The following is a 17,120-nucleotide window of genomic DNA, read 5'->3' on the forward strand; positions in this document are numbered from 1 at the left end:
GCTTTTGACTACATGATGGCGACACGTGAATACCTAGATGTGCATGGCAAACCTGTCGCACTTTACAGCGATAAGCATTCTATCTTCCGTGTGAATCAAGAGCGTAATAAACAAGTTGGTAAGACACAGTATGGACGGGTTCTCAACGAGTTAGGGATTGAATTGATCTGTGCAAACAGCTTTACCAAAGGTCGTATTGAGCGCGCGAATCAAACGCTGCAAGGCCGCATGCTCAGAGAAATGCACTGCTGCTTTCAATCTTCAGTAAACAAAGTGACGTGGTAACACTTTAATTTATCCCATCAACTTAGAGACTTAACCCTAACTGACACATCCACTCCCCGACTTTCAACTTGTTCGATCTCCTGCCAACCTAGTTTTGCATATAATCCGCCATTGAGCTGTTCGGTTTGAAGATGGAGTTGTGAAACGCCAAGACGAATGGCGATGTTTTCTATGTTTTGAACCAATGCACTGGCAATATGTTTTCCGCGATATGGGGCATCAACATATACGCCCCCTATCCAATGTTCTTTGTCTGGGTAGATACTCATTTCATGAAATCGCAAATGAGCAGCACCAATCGCTGTTGTTCCATCCATAGCAATCACCAACAGCGGGATTTTGTCGGTGTTTAAGTAGTCATCGAGTTTTTGTGTGAAGACTTCAAGCGAGGCATTGGCAAGTGCGCCCCATTCGTTGAAGTACCAATTTGCGACTGTAGGAATGAGTTCGGGTTTGTCTGCGAGGAAAGCGAATTCTATATGCTTGGTCATTTAGTATCTTCCAGTTCAGCGAATTGGCGCTTGGTTTTGATCCAAGAATACAGTCCGTAGAAAATACCACCGAGCGGCCATATGACGATGGAAGTTGATAGCGCGGCTAGGAAGCTTTGTTCTGTGAGTAAAGAGTTAATCAACGCATAGATGAAAGCAGTCGGTAGCCCCCAAAGCAATAAACCGAAAACGAAAACATGTTTTGGGAGCCCCATTGCGATTTTTCTTTTGAGCTTTTCCCTATCTTGATGATTAGTCATGATGACGGTTCTGCAGATTGAAAACACATAACATCGTTATGCCTCGTGCTGTTCCTCGTGAACAGTAGCTGCAACAATGGTTGCGAGGTCGCTCACAGACATCGAAGTGCTATCGATCTCTAAGTCATACTGAAGGTGTAATGGTGATGTGGCGAATCCGTGTCTGACTTCTTCTAACGTGCGATCTCCACGTAAACGAGTGCGACGTTCAAGCTCCGATAGTTCGCAGTTTACGCCAACATAGAATCGTTGATGCTGCTCAAAAGCCAGATCCATTTGAAGTGCACGTGTTGGCGTAGAAATCACAGCATCAAAAATCACCTTGTTACCTGCATTAACCAGGGCATCGACGCAGGCGAACACACCTTTGAACAAGGTATCAGCATCCACTGATTGCCAATCATTTTCCTGATTACACCGCTCCAATATAGACGAAGGTAATGTATAGACCAGTGTGTCGATTGAAAGATATAACCAATTTTCTGGAAGCAATGTTTCCTGCAAAGCTTTAGAGAGCGTTGTTTTCCCCGCCCCAGATGGACCATCAAGTACGATAAGATTTGGGCGCATAGAATAGACTCGTTATTATGTTTTTCGTTGAGTACATGATTTGCCCCTAACCGTCTATTTGAAAGAAATTACGCGTGAACGCCCTAAAAACTGCGACTCATATCCACACTGTTTCACATGTGAGCCACAGGAAGCGTGACTTTACTCACGAAAATATTTACTTGCTGTTGGACTTTTGTGTGTTTCCACCTCGACAATAACGGCGAAATGAATACTAAATAAAACAGAGTAAGCAGGTAATATTAACGAATCACTTATAAGTTATAGTGCGTTAAAGTTATATTATATATATCTACAACCAATAGGTCCTCTCTTGTCCATAGTGTGTAAACAATACAGGTAGATTTCGTTGGTTATGTGATTCTATCTCAGCGATTGGCTTTGCCGTGACAATATACCTTAATGGACCATTGAGTGTCATAGAATCAAACGGATAGCATGTCACCAAGGTTAATCGGTCGTCTGTTGTATTATCAATCCATTGAACTTCAGATTCATGAGCAACGGCGACATTAGAAACCCGAAATCTCCTCAGCATCCCGTTAGAGGCTTCTAGTTGTAATTCATCCCCGATTTTCGCTTTAGCCAACAATGAAAAGTGCGTGTCATTGTGTCCAAAAATGACTATGTTGCCCTTTTCATCAGGACGAGCCGTATTCATTTGCAACGTTGGCCCGAACGCTAGGTTTCGCGCATTGGCACCGGCTAGCACCCACAAAGGTTTGTGCCCATCCATTAACAAGGTAGCGGTTGGAAATGTATCAGCCCAAGGCCAAGGCGGTTGTATCTTCCCTGTCTCTTGTTGTTTGTCCCATGCATACACAATGAGAAACTGCGCCAATTGCGCTTTAGCCTTGATGTAAATGCCATTGACCATGAGAACGCTGCCACCAAGAAACAGACCAACCATCATCCATTGCCACGCTCTTATCGGCCAGAACCGTGAAATTAGCTTTCTCATTCTCATACACCCTGTCTTCTCGAGTGGCTGCGTACCGGAGAAAAGTGCAAGACAGTAAAACTTACTAACATCATCAATAAACCACCCAATAAAAACGCATCACTACCCAGCCCACTTTGCAGCATAACAGCACCGTTTTTGGGTGCATGAGGCCTAATTTGATGAGCTTTAGCATCTTGATCCAATGGCCTGCTAGGTGTTTTATCAATAGCAACAAGAGACGTGTGCTTGGTGACAATATGGTGAGCTAATCCAAGTTCCGTGATTTGATTTTCTTTCTGTGCTGCGCTCAATGATGGGTTCAATGAAAGACTTTCAATTTGTTTTCTGGCCCATAAAACGTTAAGTCCTGAGGTTTTAGTGTCTCGATTTACAGGGAGATCGATTTGGTATTCCCAAGAGTCTTGGTTAAGTACACCTTCCAGGTTCAGTGTTTCTGCTCCCTCTGGTATTTTGAATGATTGAACAAGTGGCTGGGTGTGGTACAAGTCAGGAATAGGATTCGGCCAAGCATCTATAGGACTTTCATCCTGCCATTTCATGACGATATCTTGCATGATGGGTGCCGACAGTTTCTCAAACAGTGGTTTTAATGAGCTTTTAACCTCAGTAATGTTACTAATAAATGTGTATGTCCCCTTTCCACTGATTGCTGCTCGCTGCATAAATGCGCTATTCGGCGCAGACCCAATGCCCACCGTAAACAAACGACGACTTCCGAGCTCTTGTTGAATGAAATCGTAGAGTTCATCTTCATTGCCAATGGCGCCGTCTGTAATAAACACAAGCTGGTTGAGATGTTGCTGCATCGATTCAGATGCAAACGCCAGTTCAAGCGCCCCTAGCATTTCCGTCCCGCCGTCAGCCACTATCCCGCGTACAACTCTCGACACCTTTGCAATATTTTCACGGGTTGCTTGTAGCGGGGTCGGTGAAAGAATCTCTGCGTTTTCATTGAAGACAATCAGGTTAAAGTGATCAGATGCATCCAAGGTATTTAACGCATAAATAACCGCTTGTTTGGCTTGATCAATGGAGTCGCCATACATGGAGCCCGACACGTCTAATATCAAGGTGATATTTTGAGGAAGCGTACTCACTTGATTGGATTGGGGTGGCATGGCCATCAATAGTCCGTAGCGCTCTCCTTCGATCTCTTGTACAAACATTGCAGCCACTGGCATTGCTGTAGCAATGGGTCTCCAAGTGAGAACAAAATCTTGATTGGCGATCTGCATATCGCTTAACGACACCAAATAGCGGCTTTCAGATTGTTTATCAATGTTTAGCGAAGCATTTGGACTCGATACGCCTTCTATTGGCAGTCCCATGTTGATGTCAGCATCCAATGTGAAAACAATGGCATCTTCCAGCATGGGGTCACGATACTCTGTCGTGATCTCACTAGCATCCGGCACTTGTTTGGTCGCTACCGCCCATCCATTTTGAAGCTCAGCTAACGGTTCAGGATTGTTGCTGCGCTCGTCTGTTGTCGCTTCGAGTGGAGTGACGTTTTCAGGTAGACCCGGAATGTAGCGTTGAGTGAATGTGGTAGGAAAACGTAGGCTGAACTCGCCATCTTCGTAATGCACTGTCTCTTGATATTCAATTTCCACTACAATGGTTTCATTCGGAGCAATATTGGCCACTTGTGTAGAGAACAAGTTGGTACGATGCTGCTCAATCAATGATGCTTTCTTGCCCTCGCTAGCCGCTTGATTAAATGCTTTTCTTGCGTCTTGTTTCTTTTGGATTTCACCTTCAATAATGCGTTCGCCTACTCGAATGATAAGGTGGTCCACAGCGGCGTTTTGCGGCAAAGGAAATAGGTACCGAGCGTGTACCCAATCGTCAGTCGGGTTAGTGAAGTGCTGCTCAACTTTGACGCGATTAACCAAACCATTGATGACCATACTTGCATTGGTTGCGAATTGTGGAGCTTGTGTCCACATAGCGTCTTCTGAGCCTTCTATTTGAACATACAATCCCCCCTCATCTTCATTGGCAAGCACTACGCTAGGAAGAAGCAATATAAACAGCGCTGTCAAAAGCCAGTCAGAAAGTGGCGCTCTAAAAGTTATTTTTGATAGTTTTACGGATAGCATTGCTGTGCCCTCACTCTTGTTGATGGACATAATTACATCAAATCAATCTGTCACTTCCAGGGTGATATTCAGGCAAATAAAGACCAAATGTGGCCAAAATATGGCAACGCAAACCAATAAGTTATAGTGCATCATAGGTTTGGGTTAATCCAAATACGATAAAAGATAGATGCTAAAAACGAGGGAAGGAATCTAACGAAATTGTTGCTGAAAACTCATTGTCTCTATTCATGTTTTTATCAGTTCTATTCAAATCCCAAGGTGTTTCCCCGAGGATTTTCTCACCCAGGCGCTTGATTAGTCACTTGGTTGAAAAACAAGAGGAATTTACTCCAGGCTTAACAACCAGTTCGGTGTAGCCCGTGTCCGCGTCAAACTCCCGATTAAATTGGTAATTTGAGAAAGCCAATAAGCAAATTTCGGCGGTGTGACTAACGATGGTGCCATCAAGCAAATGTCCCCCCCATGCACCCCCTTCTTCATCTGCCACAGAAATATGAAGGTGAATATGCTCGGGTGTTAATGTGCCGGACAATGACAGTATTTCGAAGCAAGCATCCTTTTGGAAGACTGAAACACTGTCTGCTAAACGCATATTGATAGACGATAGACAACCAACCACGGAAACAACGCATCCCGCTTGGATGTCATTGCCTTTGACAGCGTCGAAGATTGATTGCTTTAAGTCAGCCCCTCGCGTTAATCGAAATGCAATGGGCTGAACGGATGATGGGATCACTTGAATGACTTGTGCGGAAAGATGTTACGAATGCGCTGCTGCACTTTAGTATCAATGCCCTTTGAGAAAACCAACTTGGCGGGCTTAAAGCGGTTGCGGTAAACCTTCACCGTACCATTGATGGGGTTTCGCTTGTTGATTTCTGTACAATCATGCAAAAAGCCCTGAGGGATTTTGCCCTTGGTTTTGACTAACGAGCCGTTTTTGAACGAAATGAGAATGATTGGGCGGTCAATGGCGATAAACACAAACAACGCGATAAAACTACCCGCCAGAAAGTACTCCATGAATGTCACCTTACATATCTAACAAACTGCTTAAATCTTTTTTCAACGCATCCACTTTCTTGTTTGCGTTTTGTGATCGGTTTGCTTCACCAATCAAATACTCAATCGTATCTGATAATGTGGCATCAAGCTCTTGCGCTTTAATAGACAGTTTTTCCCACACGCGAAAGTCTAAATCGATAGATTTTTTACGCGTATGTTCTTGTTCTGCATTGAAATGACGCTTTCGTTTAGCACGAATAGCCTGTTTAAGCTTGATATCAAGCTCTGAAGACATGTGCTCGGCAATCCATTCAATCACTTTGGTAGGCTCGTGCTCTAGCGCAAGAAGCGATTTAACCGATGCGTCAACTTCACTGGTATCCACATAACGGGACACGTTGAAGCCTTCTTTATGCTTCTTGACTAGATAGCTCCATTTCCATCCAGCTTCTAGGTTTTCAAGTTGTTGATATTTCATATTTTTAATTATTTATTGTTGAGAGCGAAAATTATGTGAAATACAGTGACAGCGTAACAGCAGATTACTTTTTAATCAAATATTAAGGCCGTTATCTTATTGATATTTTCGTTGACTAGGTCACAAAGTCAGCGATGGGCAGCACTAAATGTCAATTTGGTTTCTCGAATCATGACAAGCGCTTATCTTCGCTACTTTGCCGAGTGTTATTCATCTATAATGCCTCCATCGCAAACCCCCAAAGGTAGAAACCCAGACGTATGCAAGAAGTTACCTGGCAGTCCGTTGTTCCTCAGTTCTCTCACGTAGAGCAGCACATAGAAAACTATGCTTCGCTAGACGCCATTGCGCCAAGCGCCCTACAACCTCGGCTGAAAGACAGCATCCAACGAACTGTTCACGAGTCGCGTTTCCCTCGCCTTTTGCTCGTTACTGCGCCTGATGTTCACGACTATTTTACCTTGATAGAGAAAATGGTGACTGACCACCTACCTCGCCCAGATATGCCTGTTGTTTTGGCAGAGAATTTTAATGAAACTCAACTGTTTGGCGCAGTTTATCCTAACCAACAGGATGTGACAACGTCACACTCTGTAAGAGGGCTTCTTCATCAAGCCAACGGCGGTGTACTGGTTATCTCTCTAACAGGCATTATCAGCCAACCTAACATATGGAATCGCCTTAAGAGCGTTATCTCGACGAATACGCTTCATTGGCACTGTGCGAAAGCTGACACGTACTGCGATCTGCCTGCCCCCGAAGACGTATCAGTGAGCGTGATCGTTATTGGTGATCGCAGCCTAATGGCTGACTTTGAATCTGGGGAACCTGAATTACATGGAATCAGCAGCTATTGCGAATACGAGCAGGATTTCCACGTTAATGCTGACAACATTGATGATTACCTGTCCGTCATCAAAGGCTTTCAACAGCAATTCAATGTAAAGCCTTTAACAAATGGTGCAGTGAAGCGCTTCATGCAAGCCGGTGCCCGTTTTGCAGAAGATCAGGAACGTTTGCCTCTTTGCCCATTGTGGATTCAAACCATTTTGCGTGAAGCTGATTACCAATCGAACGATGACGTGATTTCTGAATCGGATCTCGATGCAGCCATCTCTGCAAAATATTTCCGTGAATCTTATCTCCCCCTTCGCGCTGTCGATGACATCCATAAGGGTCAGGTGTTTATTGATACAGAAGGCGAACACATTGGTCAGGTGAACGGTTTAACCGTGATTGAGATGCCAGGCCACCCAATGGCATATGGCGAACCCGCCCGTATCTCATGTGTTGTGCACTTTGGTGATGGCGACATTGCCGATGTTGAGCGAAAAGCGGAACTGGGCGGAAATATTCATGCGAAAGGCATGATGATCATGCAAGCCTTTGTCAGTGCTGCTTTAGACTTGGACGAGCCGCTGCCTTACTCAGCATCGATCGTGTTTGAACAGTCCTACTGCGAGGTTGACGGCGACAGCGCATCACTCGCGGAGCTATGCGCGTTTGTCAGTGCCCTTTCTCAGCAACCGATTAACCAAAGTATTGCGATCACAGGCGCTGTTGACCAATTTGGTCGCGTTCAAGCTGTTGGCGGCATCAACGAGAAAATTGAGGGCTTCTACCACATTTGTGAGCATAGAGGTCTATCCGGTGAGCAAGGTGTCATTCTTCCAATGACCAATCTCAATGCCTTATGCCTAAGCAAAGACGTGACCGAAGCAATCCGTGAGGGTAAGTTCCATATTTGGGCGGTCGAGAATGTTGAAGAAGCTTTTCCTCTGATCACTGGCATGCCATTCAGTGGCGAAGAAGGTGATGAAGAAACTGAAACTCTGCTAGACAAAATCGCGTTAAGAATCGATATGTTCCATCATGGTGAGCATCGTCACATATCCCTAATAAATAGGTTAAAAAACTGGTTCAACAAACACTGATCAGAGTTGTCTAGCGTACACGTGTACGCTAAAGTGCATTTAACTTATTTAGGAGCTGTGTAACGCCGATGAAACCGAATTCTTATGACCGCAATGATCTGATTGCCTCTAGCCAAGGCGAACTTTTTGGCCCTGGACGTCCTCAACTTCCAGCACCAAATATGCTGATGATGGATCGCATTTCAAACATCACTGATGAAGGTGGTGATTTTGGTAAAGGCTTTATCGTTGCAGAATTGGACATTACACCAGACCTTTGGTTCTTCGATTGCCACTTCCCTGGCGACCCAGTTATGCCAGGTTGTTTAGGTCTTGATGCTATGTGGCAGCTCGTCGGCTTCTTCCTTGGCTGGATGGGCGGCGAAGGTAAAGGACGTGCTCTGGGTGTTGGCGAAGTGAAGTTCACGGGTCAAATTCTACCTACAGCTAAGAAAGTCACTTACGAAATTCAAATGAAACGCGTGATCAACCGTAAATTGGTGATGGGCGTTGCTGATGGTCGCGTACTGGTAGATGGCAAAGAAATCTATGTAGCGAAAGACTTGAAAGTAGGATTGTTCCAAGACACTTCTTCTTTCTAATGATATTGCCAGAAAGCTCTTAAACCGCCCTTGTGGCGGTTTTTTTATGTGTTCAATAATACCAAGCCATTTAACCTTGTTCAGCGAGACTGTGAGCCTGTTAGACAACCAGAACCTCACATTGTCTTTAAACTTGATTCATTCAATGAGTACTCTTAGTTAACTTTGTTCAAACACTTAAAGTTATAGTGCGTTAATGTGTTAAATAAAAGCCCCGATAGCGGGGCTGTCAAATGTGCAAAAAAGAAAAGTATTATTTCATCGACGACGCTTTAGTATCTCTGCCATCTCGCCAACCTCCTAGCCATTGGCTGCGCGCGTCCATGGCTTGATAAGGACATGTCTCAGAGGATCGACCGCTTACACCGGCTTGATAGCCTTTAGCTTGTGCTCGCTCTAAACGATCTCGCTTCTGTCTTTTCATATTTCCGCCCTCTTATCCTTCGATAAACGATTCTTTACAGTACGGCTTCACTAAGGTTGCTCATTTGTGAATCGCACCATTTAAGAGTCAGGCATGGTCAATAAATAATCAAGTATGAACTGGCCCATCCAACAGAAATTTGTGAGGATGAGCCAAAAACAAACATTACTTTCTTTTTCTGAAAAACCCGCCTAACCCAATAAGAATAAGGCCTAGCATACCGATACCACCACCACTTCGTGTGATAACGTTTTCTTCAACTGGACGAGGTGTAATCTCACCACCAGGTAAACGTGTCAGTTTCACAGCCACCAGCTCTTCTTCAACGTCACATCGTGCATTCTGCGCTGTTGATGAATAGCCACCGTCACAAAAGAAAGCCGACGCTGCGATATCGCCATTGTCCGCAATATCAAACGCTTCGGCGATACGGAACTGGTTTGCACCACCAGATCCATTGGTTAGATCATCAAGCAACCAACCATGCTTTCCGTCAAAATCTGCATTCGCTGTGCCGTGGGCATAAATATAACCACGCTGGCGACGCTCTCTATCTCGCGAACTCTCGATATCGACTTTACCCACCAGCTCACTGCTGGTGTTTAGCGCCGCGGCTGTCGCGTTGTAGCCACTAAAGAATAATTCACTTTGCCCCGTGCCGAGCAACGTCGTTGTTCCATTTTCGTTGACAAAGATAGTTTCTGAAAATGAGCCACTGTTTGAATTTCTATATTTTGCGATACCAACAATCGCACCGGTGCTATTAGTATCGGTAGCCATGCTATAGCTAAAACGCTCGCGTTGGTCCTCGAAACCTTCAATTGGCTGTAAGGTCCAGCACTTAGCTTCTTTGGCATCACTCTGTAATGCACTAATACAGGTTGCAAAATCAGCCACTGGCGCGAACTTCACGGCTCTCGCATAAAAGCGATTGTCGTCATAGGTTGAGTAACCCACCAAATAAGGTTTATTGGTGTCATCCCCTAACAGCGCAGCACCAAGAACACTGGCTTGGGCGGTGTCGTCGTCATGACCCGTATTCCCACTAGGAAAACTACTAACGACTGTCGTCGCGTTGACGTCAACGAAGGGTTCATCCGTAGTCAGCCAAACCGACGCTTGGTTAGCAAACTGGAAGTACTGGCAAGCACGGTTTGAGTAATCAACGCTGCTCTGGCAACTGGCTAGGTTAGGCAGGCCAGAATCTTCAGGCGCTTTAGCTTCATCACCGACATCAGCCATATTGGCAACGGACGCTGAACCATACGTAATGGTGACGCCTGCTGCTTCAATGACGCCATGCGCATTAGTTTGGCCAATATTTGGGATAACACCCGTAGCTGAAGCCGGAGGCAGCAACTCTACGTCGTTAATAAAGCCACGGCGCGCAAATGCACGAGCATTGTAAGATCCCGCATCGTAATATGGGCTGCTAGACGCGCCAACAGGAGAACCATTCGCAGTAATCGAGTTAATCACGACATTGGTGGAGTCAGCGTTAACCGTTCCCGCAGGAGGTGAAGCAACGCCAGCACCAAATGGGTTCACCGCACTACCAAGGATTGCCTCGCTATTACTTGCGAAACCCTGCGACCAGGCGTCAATTTCTTTTTTCAAGCCACCAAGGCAAGATTGCTCAGCATCGTCACTTTTACAGACGGTCCCAGACGCTTGGATGCCATACCATCTTTCGTCAGCCCAAGTATCACAGGTGTTATAACCAAGGTAGTCGCGACAGTAGCGATAGAGATCATCTTGGCTATTTATGAAATGCTCTACATCAACCATGTAAGGCAATTCCTGAGAATAGTTAAGACCAACAGGGCCACTTAACACTTCTACCGCAACCTCACTACCATCAGGAGAAATGGCAGTCGCTGCAGCTGATTGGCTAGCCGAAGCATTATCGACACGAGCGACAGAATACAAAGCTGCATTGGCTACTAGGGGAAAACCAGCTATCGCAAGTGCGACAGCTGAAAGTTTGAATTTGTTGAACTGCATTACTATTCCTTCTGCATCTCTTCGAGTTCTTCCCATCGTTCAAACGCTGCATCTAATTCAGCTTCAACCTCACTCAAACGCTGTAAGATTGGCTGAGTCTCCTCAGTGCTTTTCTGGAAGAACGCAGGATCGTTCACCGATTCCTGTAACTGCGATATTTCATTTTCCAAGTTTTCAAGAAGTTGTGGAAGTGCTTCTAACTCTCTTTGCAACTTGTAAGACAGTTTTTTGCCAACTTTCACACTTTCAGTTTGTTTTTTAGGCGCATCTTCTTTTGGTGCGTCTTTCTTTGCTTGAGGTTTATCGGCTCCAATCGTCTGACGATAGTTTTCACGTTGCTGCATTGCGTCATGATAACCACCCACAAACTTATGAATAACACCGTCCCCTTCGAACACCCAACTATGTGTCACGGTGTTATCAACAAACTGACGATCGTGACTCACCAACAACAATGTACCCTGATAGTTGGCAAGCAATTCTTCCAAAAGTTCCAACGTTTCGATATCCAAATCGTTGGTTGGTTCATCAAGAACCAATAAGTTACATGGTTTAAGGAAAATTCGCGCAAGCAATAGACGGTTTTTCTCGCCTCCAGAAAGAGCTTTCACAGGCGTACGCGCGCGGCGTGGATGGAACAGGAAGTCTTGTAGATAGCCAAGTACGTGGCGTTTACGTCCACCCACCTCAACTTCCATCTTCCCTTCTGCTAAGTTATCGACCACGGTTTTCTCAGGGTCGAGCTTTTCGCGATATTGGTCAAAGTAAGCCACTTCGAGCTTTGTACCGACATGAAATTTACCTGTTTCTGACGTCAGATTACCCAGCATCAGCTTCAGTAAGGTACTTTTACCACAACCATTAGGGCCAATCAGCGCAATACGGTCACCACGCATCACATTAAAGCTAAAGTCTTCAATTAAGTTCTTACCATCAAACTTAAAGCTGATGTCTTTCGCTTCAAATACAATTTTGCCCGACTTAACCGCTTCATCAACCATGATGTTAGCATTACCTAACACTTCAACACGCTCTGAACGTTCACGGCGAAGCTGTTTAAGAGCACGCACACGGCCTTCGTTACGGGTACGACGGGCTTTGATACCTTGGCGAATCCAGGTCTCTTCTTGAGCTAGTTTCTTATCAAACTCGGCGTTCTGATCAGCTTCAACGCGAAGCGCCTCTTCTTTACCTTCGAGATACTTCTCGTAGTCGCCCGGCCATGAAGACAACTGACCACGGTCCAAATCAACGATACGCGTTGCCATAGAACGGATAAATGCACGGTCGTGCGAGATAAAGATAATCGCGCCTTTGAAGTCTTTGAGGAAGTTCTCTAGCCACAAGATCGTCGCAACGTCTAGGTGGTTAGTAGGCTCATCCAGCAGAAGGACATCAGGTTCACACACGAGAGCGCGTGCGAGTGCAGCTTTACGTTGCCAACCACCTGATAATTCGGACAGCCTCTTCGAACCATCCAGCTTTAGCGCATCAAGCACCATGGTTAGTTGGTTTTCGAAATGCCAAGCGCCGCTATGATCGAGTTGATCCTGCACTCTAGCAAGTCGATTAATGTTCTTCTCACTAGGGTCCGTTTCCATCAGCCCGAGCAATTCGTGGTACTGCTTAAGTAGCGCACCAGCTTCTGCCAAACCTTCAGACACGTAGTCGACTACCGTCCCTTCCGCATCACGCGGTGGATCTTGCTCTAAACGAGAGACTTTCAAATCTTGTTGACGATTAATACTGCCGTCATCCAGTTGCACCGTTCCGTGAATGACTTTCATTAAAGTCGATTTACCGGCGCCATTTCGACCGACGAGACACACACGCTCATTAGGCTGCAATACAAATTCTGCGTGATCGAGTAAAGGGTTGTCGCCATAAGCGAGTTGAGCGTTGGTGATGTTAATCAATGCCATGTTTAACTAACCATGTTGTTAAAGCGAAAGAATCAAAAGGCCAGTTCAGTTCTTCAATCACTGAGCCGTCTTGGGTTTGAAATGAGATAACAGGAATAGTGACGCCGTAATGAGAAAACAGCGTGTCATCAAACGCAATGTCTATAACGTTCAAAGCAGCGGTTTTACCCGCTGCTTGATACAAAGCCATTGCCTCTTCACAAAGGTGACACCCTTCCGTGCTGTAGAGGACTAAGGCCATTAACCTTCCTTGTGGGTAATAATCCAGCAGTTATGGATCTGCTTGTTACGTTCAAAATCCAAAGGAATTGAACGATGTGTAATATTCTGAGCAGATAGACCGAGCTCGCTGAGTGCTTCAAGGTCCATCTTAAAGTTACGTTTATTGTTCGAGAACACGATCTCGCCGCCTTGACGCAAAAGACGCTTAAGGTCTGACATCAGTTTGATGTGGTCGCGCTGTACATCGAAGTTATCTTCCATTCGCTTAGAGTTCGAGAACGTCGGCGGGTCGATAAAGATAAGATCATACTGGTTTTGCTCGCTCTCGAGCCATTTCAGGCAATCAGCATGAATGTATTGATGTTGACGGCCAACTTTGCCATTCAACTTCATGTTACGTTCAGCCCAAGCAAGGTAAGTCTTAGACATATCAACCGTCGTGGTTGATTTAGCCCCACCTACTGCTGCATGAACAGTCGCGGTACCGGTGTAAGCGAACAAGTTAAGGAAATCCTTACCTTGTGCTTTCTCGCCAAGCATCTTACGCGTATAGCGGTGATCAAGGAACAAACCGGTATCAAGGTAGTCTTGAAGGTTCACTTCCAACGTGACGTTGTATTCAGTCACCTCGATGAAGCGCTTAGCTTCACCCAGTTTCTGATACTGATTCGTGCCTTTTTGCTTTTCACGTGTTTTCAAAATCACGTTATTCGCATTCACACCAGTAACAGCGATCGTAGCGCGAACTGTGTCCATCAATCGGCGGCGAGCTGTTTCTTCTGGAATGGTTTTAGGTGGCGCATATTCCTGAATCACGATGCTGTCGTTGTAGCGATCAATAGCAACGTTATAATCAGGCAAATCGGAATCATATAAGCGGTAGCATTGAACACCCTGCTGTTTCGCCCATTTTTCCAATTTTTTAAGGTTCTTGCGAAGACGGTTTGAAAACTCAGGTGCAACGTCTGGTTGACTAACCACACCTTCAGGTGACACTGTCACCTCGCCACGTGCAGTGATCTGATAAGTTTTCATCTCACAATCAAGTGCGCCGTTACGCAACTTGTAGGTGCTTTCAGCGCGCATACGAATACAACTCAGTAATTCGTTAGAACCTGAATAGATGGATGCCACAGAACCTTTAAATTGCGTTTTAAGCTGAACACCTAATTGTGTATACAGTGCAATCAGCCCTGGGGTTGTACCCAGACGCTCACCATAAGGCGGATTACAGATGATATGCCCTTCACCAAACCCTTCAGGGTTTTGCAAAGTACTTGCATCTGCTTCTTCAAATTGGATAAGACTACCAACACCCGCGCGGTTTGCATTCGCTTTTGCGGTTTCAAGTACGCGACGATCGTTATCAAAGCCAAAGAAACGAGTTTCGCATTTCGCTGGGCCTTTCTTCGACAGGAAGGTCACTTCTGCGTGGACTTCCATCCACTCTTCACGATTGAATGATTTCAGTGACTCAAAGCCCCAACGCTTGCGCTTTAGACCTGGAGCAACTTGAGCAGCAATCATAGCGGCTTCAATAAGCAGAGTCCCTGAACCACACATTGGGTCTAGAAGAGGTTTCTCTGGCGTCCAGCCACTTTTCATCACCAGCGCTGCTGCATTGGTTTCACGCAGTGGTGCTGCACCGGCTTCAGTGCGGTAACCGCGCTGATGCAAGCCGCTACCAACCATGTCGATGCCAAGAAGGCCGTCTTCACGAGACAAGCGCATGTGAATGCGCAGATCGGGTTGCTCACGGTCGATACTTGGGCGTTCGCGGTCAGCTTTGATGAAGCGATCGACAATCGCGTCTTTCACTTTCAATGCGCCGTATTGGCTGTTACGAATTTCACGGTTTGTACCGTTGAAGTCGACAGCAATGCGCTTCTTCTCGCTAAAATATTCTGGCCAGTTAATGGCAGTAGCACCCAGATACAGGTCCATGTCATCACGCACGGTGAACTCGCTTAGTACGAGAATGAAGCGTGATGCAGTGCGGCTCCATAGACAGCACTTGTAGAGGGTTTTCTCATCTGCTTTAAAGCGTACGCCCGCATTAACCGCTTTAACGCTGCTTGCGCCAAATTGTTCGAGTTCTTCTGCAAGCAGGTTTTCGAGTCCGCGAGAGGTGATAGCTAAATATTGATTCATGGAAATGTATTCTGAGGGATTTTGCGCGGGATTATACCTGATTTCGTGACGTAGCGCTCTATCCTGCAGGCATTTCTTTTTTCGGTGATTTGCCACCGTAACAAGCATAAAAGCCTTCGTTCGGTTTTACTCCCATTTAACCAACTCCCATGTCATATATCCTGTTATCCACAGTGACGTAAAAACCAAAATACTGTTTCCACAAGGAAACTATCCTCTTCCTTCACTAACCTTCCTAGTCCCAATCACAAACATAAGTAAATCGTGAATGCTGACACCTTCAATCTGTATATGAAGTGAGCACACACTTATCCACAGAAGCTCTATTTATAAGATTATAGATGTCAGAGTAAAGTGGCCATCTCTCCTAAATGGAAATCAATTTACACCTGCAAATCTGGTATATACCAGAGGCGCGGCAACCTCAGTTTAAACGTGATAAATAGGGAAATTCCACTAGAAATGTTTCTATGGATTATCAATAAATGGCGATTTCATATGCAATCAAACTAGAAACGAGGCCGATTCTGATAGCAATTACGTGATAAAGATCACGCAATTATTTGCATGCAAAGCGACCATCTGCGGTGGGAATTCTCATATTTGCATATAAGTGAGACAACGAAATCGCATGGGCACAGGTGATGAGATTGAGATTAAGCGTATAGATTAAGGGAAATAATGATACAAGCACTCGCCTCTGTTTCAATGCAAGTCGTATCTGCTCGCTTATTTTAGCAACAATATTGCTCGGTACTCATCCCCCATATGCGCACCATAACCACATCTAAATAACTTATAACAGCGCCATCGTTTCGCGTATACGACACAAGATAGCGCAACTTGCATTAACTAATGGATGGTCAGGTATGTATGTATGTATGTATGTATGTATGTATGTATGTATGTAGGGAGTGGCTGTTACAACCGTATGTCGGTACAAGAAATCGGTAACGAGGAGCAGATTGGATTGGAAAGGAAAGAAAAGAGGCTGATAGAGAAATCTCTATCAGCCTACCAACGCATAATGACCACTGCCGCTATCGTATTGCTGTTGGTATATTGATAGCCGATCATTCATTACTTTAATAGCTTCACAGAACCGCATTTGTTTTGTTTCAGTCAGTGCCAATGGTGACTCGCCTGCATGCATACACAATGAAGCGATACCTGCATTTTCAATCACCAAAAAGGATTCACTGCCGTGCTCAGTTTTCAATGTCACAAGCGAGCCAGCTTCTGCGGCTGAGTACCCTTCTTGTTCCTTAAAAAACCAGCTTTTTGGTAGGAGCGGTTTATGGAAGCGATTTGCTGCCACTGCGTTCAAAACGAGTTCGGCCTTGCGAGGGCCTGATAGAGAAAGCGCATCTACTGCATCAAAATACGCTTGAAAAAGTGATGCGTCATCAACTGAAAATGGGGTTTCAGCAAACGCATCGGGGATGAGCTGTTTGCATTCAATGGCGACTTGGAAAACCATGTCTTCGCCCAAATCTAGCATCAATGCTTGTGCTTCATTATCGAAGTACCACTTCCATGCGTTATTTGGTTTCAACATCGTGTTCGCTCCTGCGTTTGCAGAGAATCGGTCCGTGACCACTGAATAAAAGGTGCTYTGGAAGAAGTGTAATCGGGTTGAGATAAAAAAAAAGGGGAAGTAAACTCCCCCTTTTTGTTGGATTCTTATTTATTTTGATTAAATATTTCTAACGATATCTTTAACC

The 17,120-nt window shown here is 45.2% G+C and carries 16 protein-coding genes and 1 pseudogene; 3 read left to right on the forward strand and 14 right to left on the reverse strand.

What is annotated here, in order from left to right; translation table 11 throughout:
- Positions 1–243: pseudogene (locus L4D06_RS25030) on the forward strand (ISNCY family transposase); the annotation flags it as partial.
- A gap of 59 nt (positions 244–302) precedes the next feature.
- Here L4D06_RS25030 and L4D06_RS25035 read toward each other — a convergent pair.
- The 8 genes from L4D06_RS25035 to matP form a co-directional block, all read right to left on the reverse strand.
- Positions 303–776, reverse strand: a complete 474-nt coding sequence (locus tag L4D06_RS25035) for a GNAT family N-acetyltransferase (RefSeq protein WP_429742167.1) — start codon at positions 774–776, stop codon at positions 303–305.
- On the reverse strand, positions 773–1,036 hold the full coding sequence (locus tag L4D06_RS25040) for a hypothetical protein (protein ID WP_429742169.1): 264 nt from the start codon (positions 1,034–1,036) through the stop codon (positions 773–775). The genes L4D06_RS25035 and L4D06_RS25040 overlap by 4 nt, the downstream gene beginning before the upstream one ends.
- 36 nt (positions 1,037–1,072) lie before the next feature.
- Positions 1,073–1,606 (reverse strand): phosphotransferase-like protein, encoded by a 534-nt coding sequence (locus L4D06_RS25045; protein ID WP_429742171.1) that lies wholly within the window; start codon positions 1,604–1,606, stop codon positions 1,073–1,075.
- 292 nt (positions 1,607–1,898) lie between these two features.
- Positions 1,899–2,567 carry a class GN sortase gene (locus L4D06_RS25050; protein ID WP_274162597.1) on the reverse strand — a complete coding sequence of 223 codons (669 nt, stop codon included), beginning with the start codon at positions 2,565–2,567 and terminating at the stop codon, positions 1,899–1,901.
- Between the two features lie 2 nt (positions 2,568–2,569).
- A complete protein-coding gene (locus tag L4D06_RS25055) occupies positions 2,570–4,672 on the reverse strand; it encodes a marine proteobacterial sortase target protein (RefSeq protein ID WP_429742173.1) in 2,103 nt (700 codons plus the stop codon).
- A 301-nt stretch (positions 4,673–4,973) separates the two neighbouring features.
- On the reverse strand, positions 4,974–5,408 hold the full coding sequence (locus L4D06_RS25060) for a PPC domain-containing DNA-binding protein (protein ID WP_429742189.1): 435 nt from the start codon (positions 5,406–5,408) through the stop codon (positions 4,974–4,976).
- Positions 5,408–5,698, reverse strand: coding sequence for a DUF3634 family protein (locus L4D06_RS25065; RefSeq protein WP_274162599.1), 291 nt, complete (start codon positions 5,696–5,698; stop codon positions 5,408–5,410). Before L4D06_RS25065 ends, L4D06_RS25060 begins: the two co-directional genes overlap by 1 nt.
- A 10-nt stretch (positions 5,699–5,708) precedes the next feature.
- Complete coding sequence (gene matP, locus L4D06_RS25070; protein WP_429742175.1) at positions 5,709–6,158, reverse strand: macrodomain Ter protein MatP; 450 nt, start codon at positions 6,156–6,158, stop codon at positions 5,709–5,711.
- A 260-nt stretch (positions 6,159–6,418) separates the two neighbouring features.
- Between matP and L4D06_RS25075 the strand changes: the two genes are divergently transcribed.
- Together L4D06_RS25075 and fabA are read left to right on the forward strand one after the other, a co-directional pair.
- A complete protein-coding gene (locus L4D06_RS25075; protein ID WP_429742177.1) occupies positions 6,419–8,092 on the forward strand; it encodes an AAA family ATPase in 1,674 nt (557 codons plus the stop codon).
- A 68-nt stretch (positions 8,093–8,160) separates the two neighbouring features.
- Complete coding sequence (fabA, locus tag L4D06_RS25080) at positions 8,161–8,673, forward strand: bifunctional 3-hydroxydecanoyl-ACP dehydratase/trans-2-decenoyl-ACP isomerase (RefSeq protein ID WP_274162602.1); 513 nt, start codon at positions 8,161–8,163, stop codon at positions 8,671–8,673.
- A gap of 253 nt (positions 8,674–8,926) precedes the next feature.
- On the opposite strand, the gene rmf is transcribed toward fabA, so the two are convergent.
- The 6 genes from rmf to L4D06_RS25110 all read right to left on the reverse strand — a co-directional run bounded on the left by rmf (position 8,927) and on the right by L4D06_RS25110 (position 16,954).
- Entirely contained in the window at positions 8,927–9,097 is a 171-nt protein-coding gene (rmf, locus tag L4D06_RS25085) for a ribosome modulation factor (RefSeq protein WP_274162603.1), read from the reverse strand.
- Between the two features lie 165 nt (positions 9,098–9,262).
- A complete protein-coding gene (locus L4D06_RS25090; RefSeq protein ID WP_429742179.1) occupies positions 9,263–11,101 on the reverse strand; it encodes a DUF3466 family protein in 1,839 nt (612 codons plus the stop codon).
- A 2-nt stretch (positions 11,102–11,103) separates the two neighbouring features.
- Positions 11,104–13,023 (reverse strand): ATP-binding cassette ATPase Uup, encoded by a 1,920-nt coding sequence (uup, locus tag L4D06_RS25095; RefSeq protein ID WP_429742181.1) that lies wholly within the window; start codon positions 13,021–13,023, stop codon positions 11,104–11,106.
- Positions 13,010–13,264 carry a glutaredoxin family protein gene (locus L4D06_RS25100; protein WP_429742183.1) on the reverse strand — a complete coding sequence of 85 codons (255 nt, stop codon included), beginning with the start codon at positions 13,262–13,264 and terminating at the stop codon, positions 13,010–13,012. The genes uup and L4D06_RS25100 overlap by 14 nt, the downstream gene beginning before the upstream one ends.
- On the reverse strand, positions 13,264–15,396 hold the full coding sequence (gene rlmKL / locus L4D06_RS25105) for a bifunctional 23S rRNA (guanine(2069)-N(7))-methyltransferase RlmK/23S rRNA (guanine(2445)-N(2))-methyltransferase RlmL (RefSeq protein WP_429742185.1): 2,133 nt from the start codon (positions 15,394–15,396) through the stop codon (positions 13,264–13,266). The genes L4D06_RS25100 and rlmKL overlap by 1 nt, the downstream gene beginning before the upstream one ends.
- A 1,009-nt stretch (positions 15,397–16,405) precedes the next feature.
- Positions 16,406–16,954, reverse strand: coding sequence for a cell division protein ZapC (locus L4D06_RS25110; protein WP_429742187.1), 549 nt, complete (start codon positions 16,952–16,954; stop codon positions 16,406–16,408).
- Positions 16,955–17,120: the final 166 nt, after the last annotated feature.

This window comes from Enterovibrio makurazakiensis, assembly GCF_050336585.1.
GTDB lineage: Bacteria > Pseudomonadota > Gammaproteobacteria > Enterobacterales > Vibrionaceae > Enterovibrio > Enterovibrio gelatinilyticus.

What these genes read in the sequence shown, in the direction of transcription:
- fabA (WP_274162602.1), top strand. Translation starts at nt 8,161, where the DNA reads ATGAAACCGAATTCTTATGACCGCAATGATCTGATTGCCTCTAGCCAA.
- L4D06_RS25040 (WP_429742169.1), bottom strand. Translation starts at nt 1,036, where the DNA reads ATGACTAATCATCAAGATAGGGAAAAGCTCAAAAGAAAAATCGCAATG.
- rlmKL (WP_429742185.1), bottom strand. Translation starts at nt 15,396, where the DNA reads ATGAATCAATATTTAGCTATCACCTCTCGCGGACTCGAAAACCTGCTT.
- L4D06_RS25075 (WP_429742177.1), top strand. Translation starts at nt 6,419, where the DNA reads ATGCAAGAAGTTACCTGGCAGTCCGTTGTTCCTCAGTTCTCTCACGTA.
- L4D06_RS25045 (WP_429742171.1), bottom strand. Translation starts at nt 1,606, where the DNA reads ATGCGCCCAAATCTTATCGTACTTGATGGTCCATCTGGGGCGGGGAAA.
- L4D06_RS25035 (WP_429742167.1), bottom strand. Translation starts at nt 776, where the DNA reads ATGACCAAGCATATAGAATTCGCTTTCCTCGCAGACAAACCCGAACTC.
- uup (WP_429742181.1), bottom strand. Translation starts at nt 13,023, where the DNA reads ATGGCATTGATTAACATCACCAACGCTCAACTCGCTTATGGCGACAAC.
- L4D06_RS25090 (WP_429742179.1), bottom strand. Translation starts at nt 11,101, where the DNA reads ATGCAGTTCAACAAATTCAAACTTTCAGCTGTCGCACTTGCGATAGCT.
- matP (WP_429742175.1), bottom strand. Translation starts at nt 6,158, where the DNA reads ATGAAATATCAACAACTTGAAAACCTAGAAGCTGGATGGAAATGGAGC.
- L4D06_RS25055 (WP_429742173.1), bottom strand. Translation starts at nt 4,672, where the DNA reads ATGCTATCCGTAAAACTATCAAAAATAACTTTTAGAGCGCCACTTTCT.
- L4D06_RS25100 (WP_429742183.1), bottom strand. Translation starts at nt 13,264, where the DNA reads ATGGCCTTAGTCCTCTACAGCACGGAAGGGTGTCACCTTTGTGAAGAG.
- L4D06_RS25065 (WP_274162599.1), bottom strand. Translation starts at nt 5,698, where the DNA reads ATGGAGTACTTTCTGGCGGGTAGTTTTATCGCGTTGTTTGTGTTTATC.
- rmf (WP_274162603.1), bottom strand. Translation starts at nt 9,097, where the DNA reads ATGAAAAGACAGAAGCGAGATCGTTTAGAGCGAGCACAAGCTAAAGGC.
- L4D06_RS25050 (WP_274162597.1), bottom strand. Translation starts at nt 2,567, where the DNA reads ATGAGAAAGCTAATTTCACGGTTCTGGCCGATAAGAGCGTGGCAATGG.
- L4D06_RS25110 (WP_429742187.1), bottom strand. Translation starts at nt 16,954, where the DNA reads ATGTTGAAACCAAATAACGCATGGAAGTGGTACTTCGATAATGAAGCA.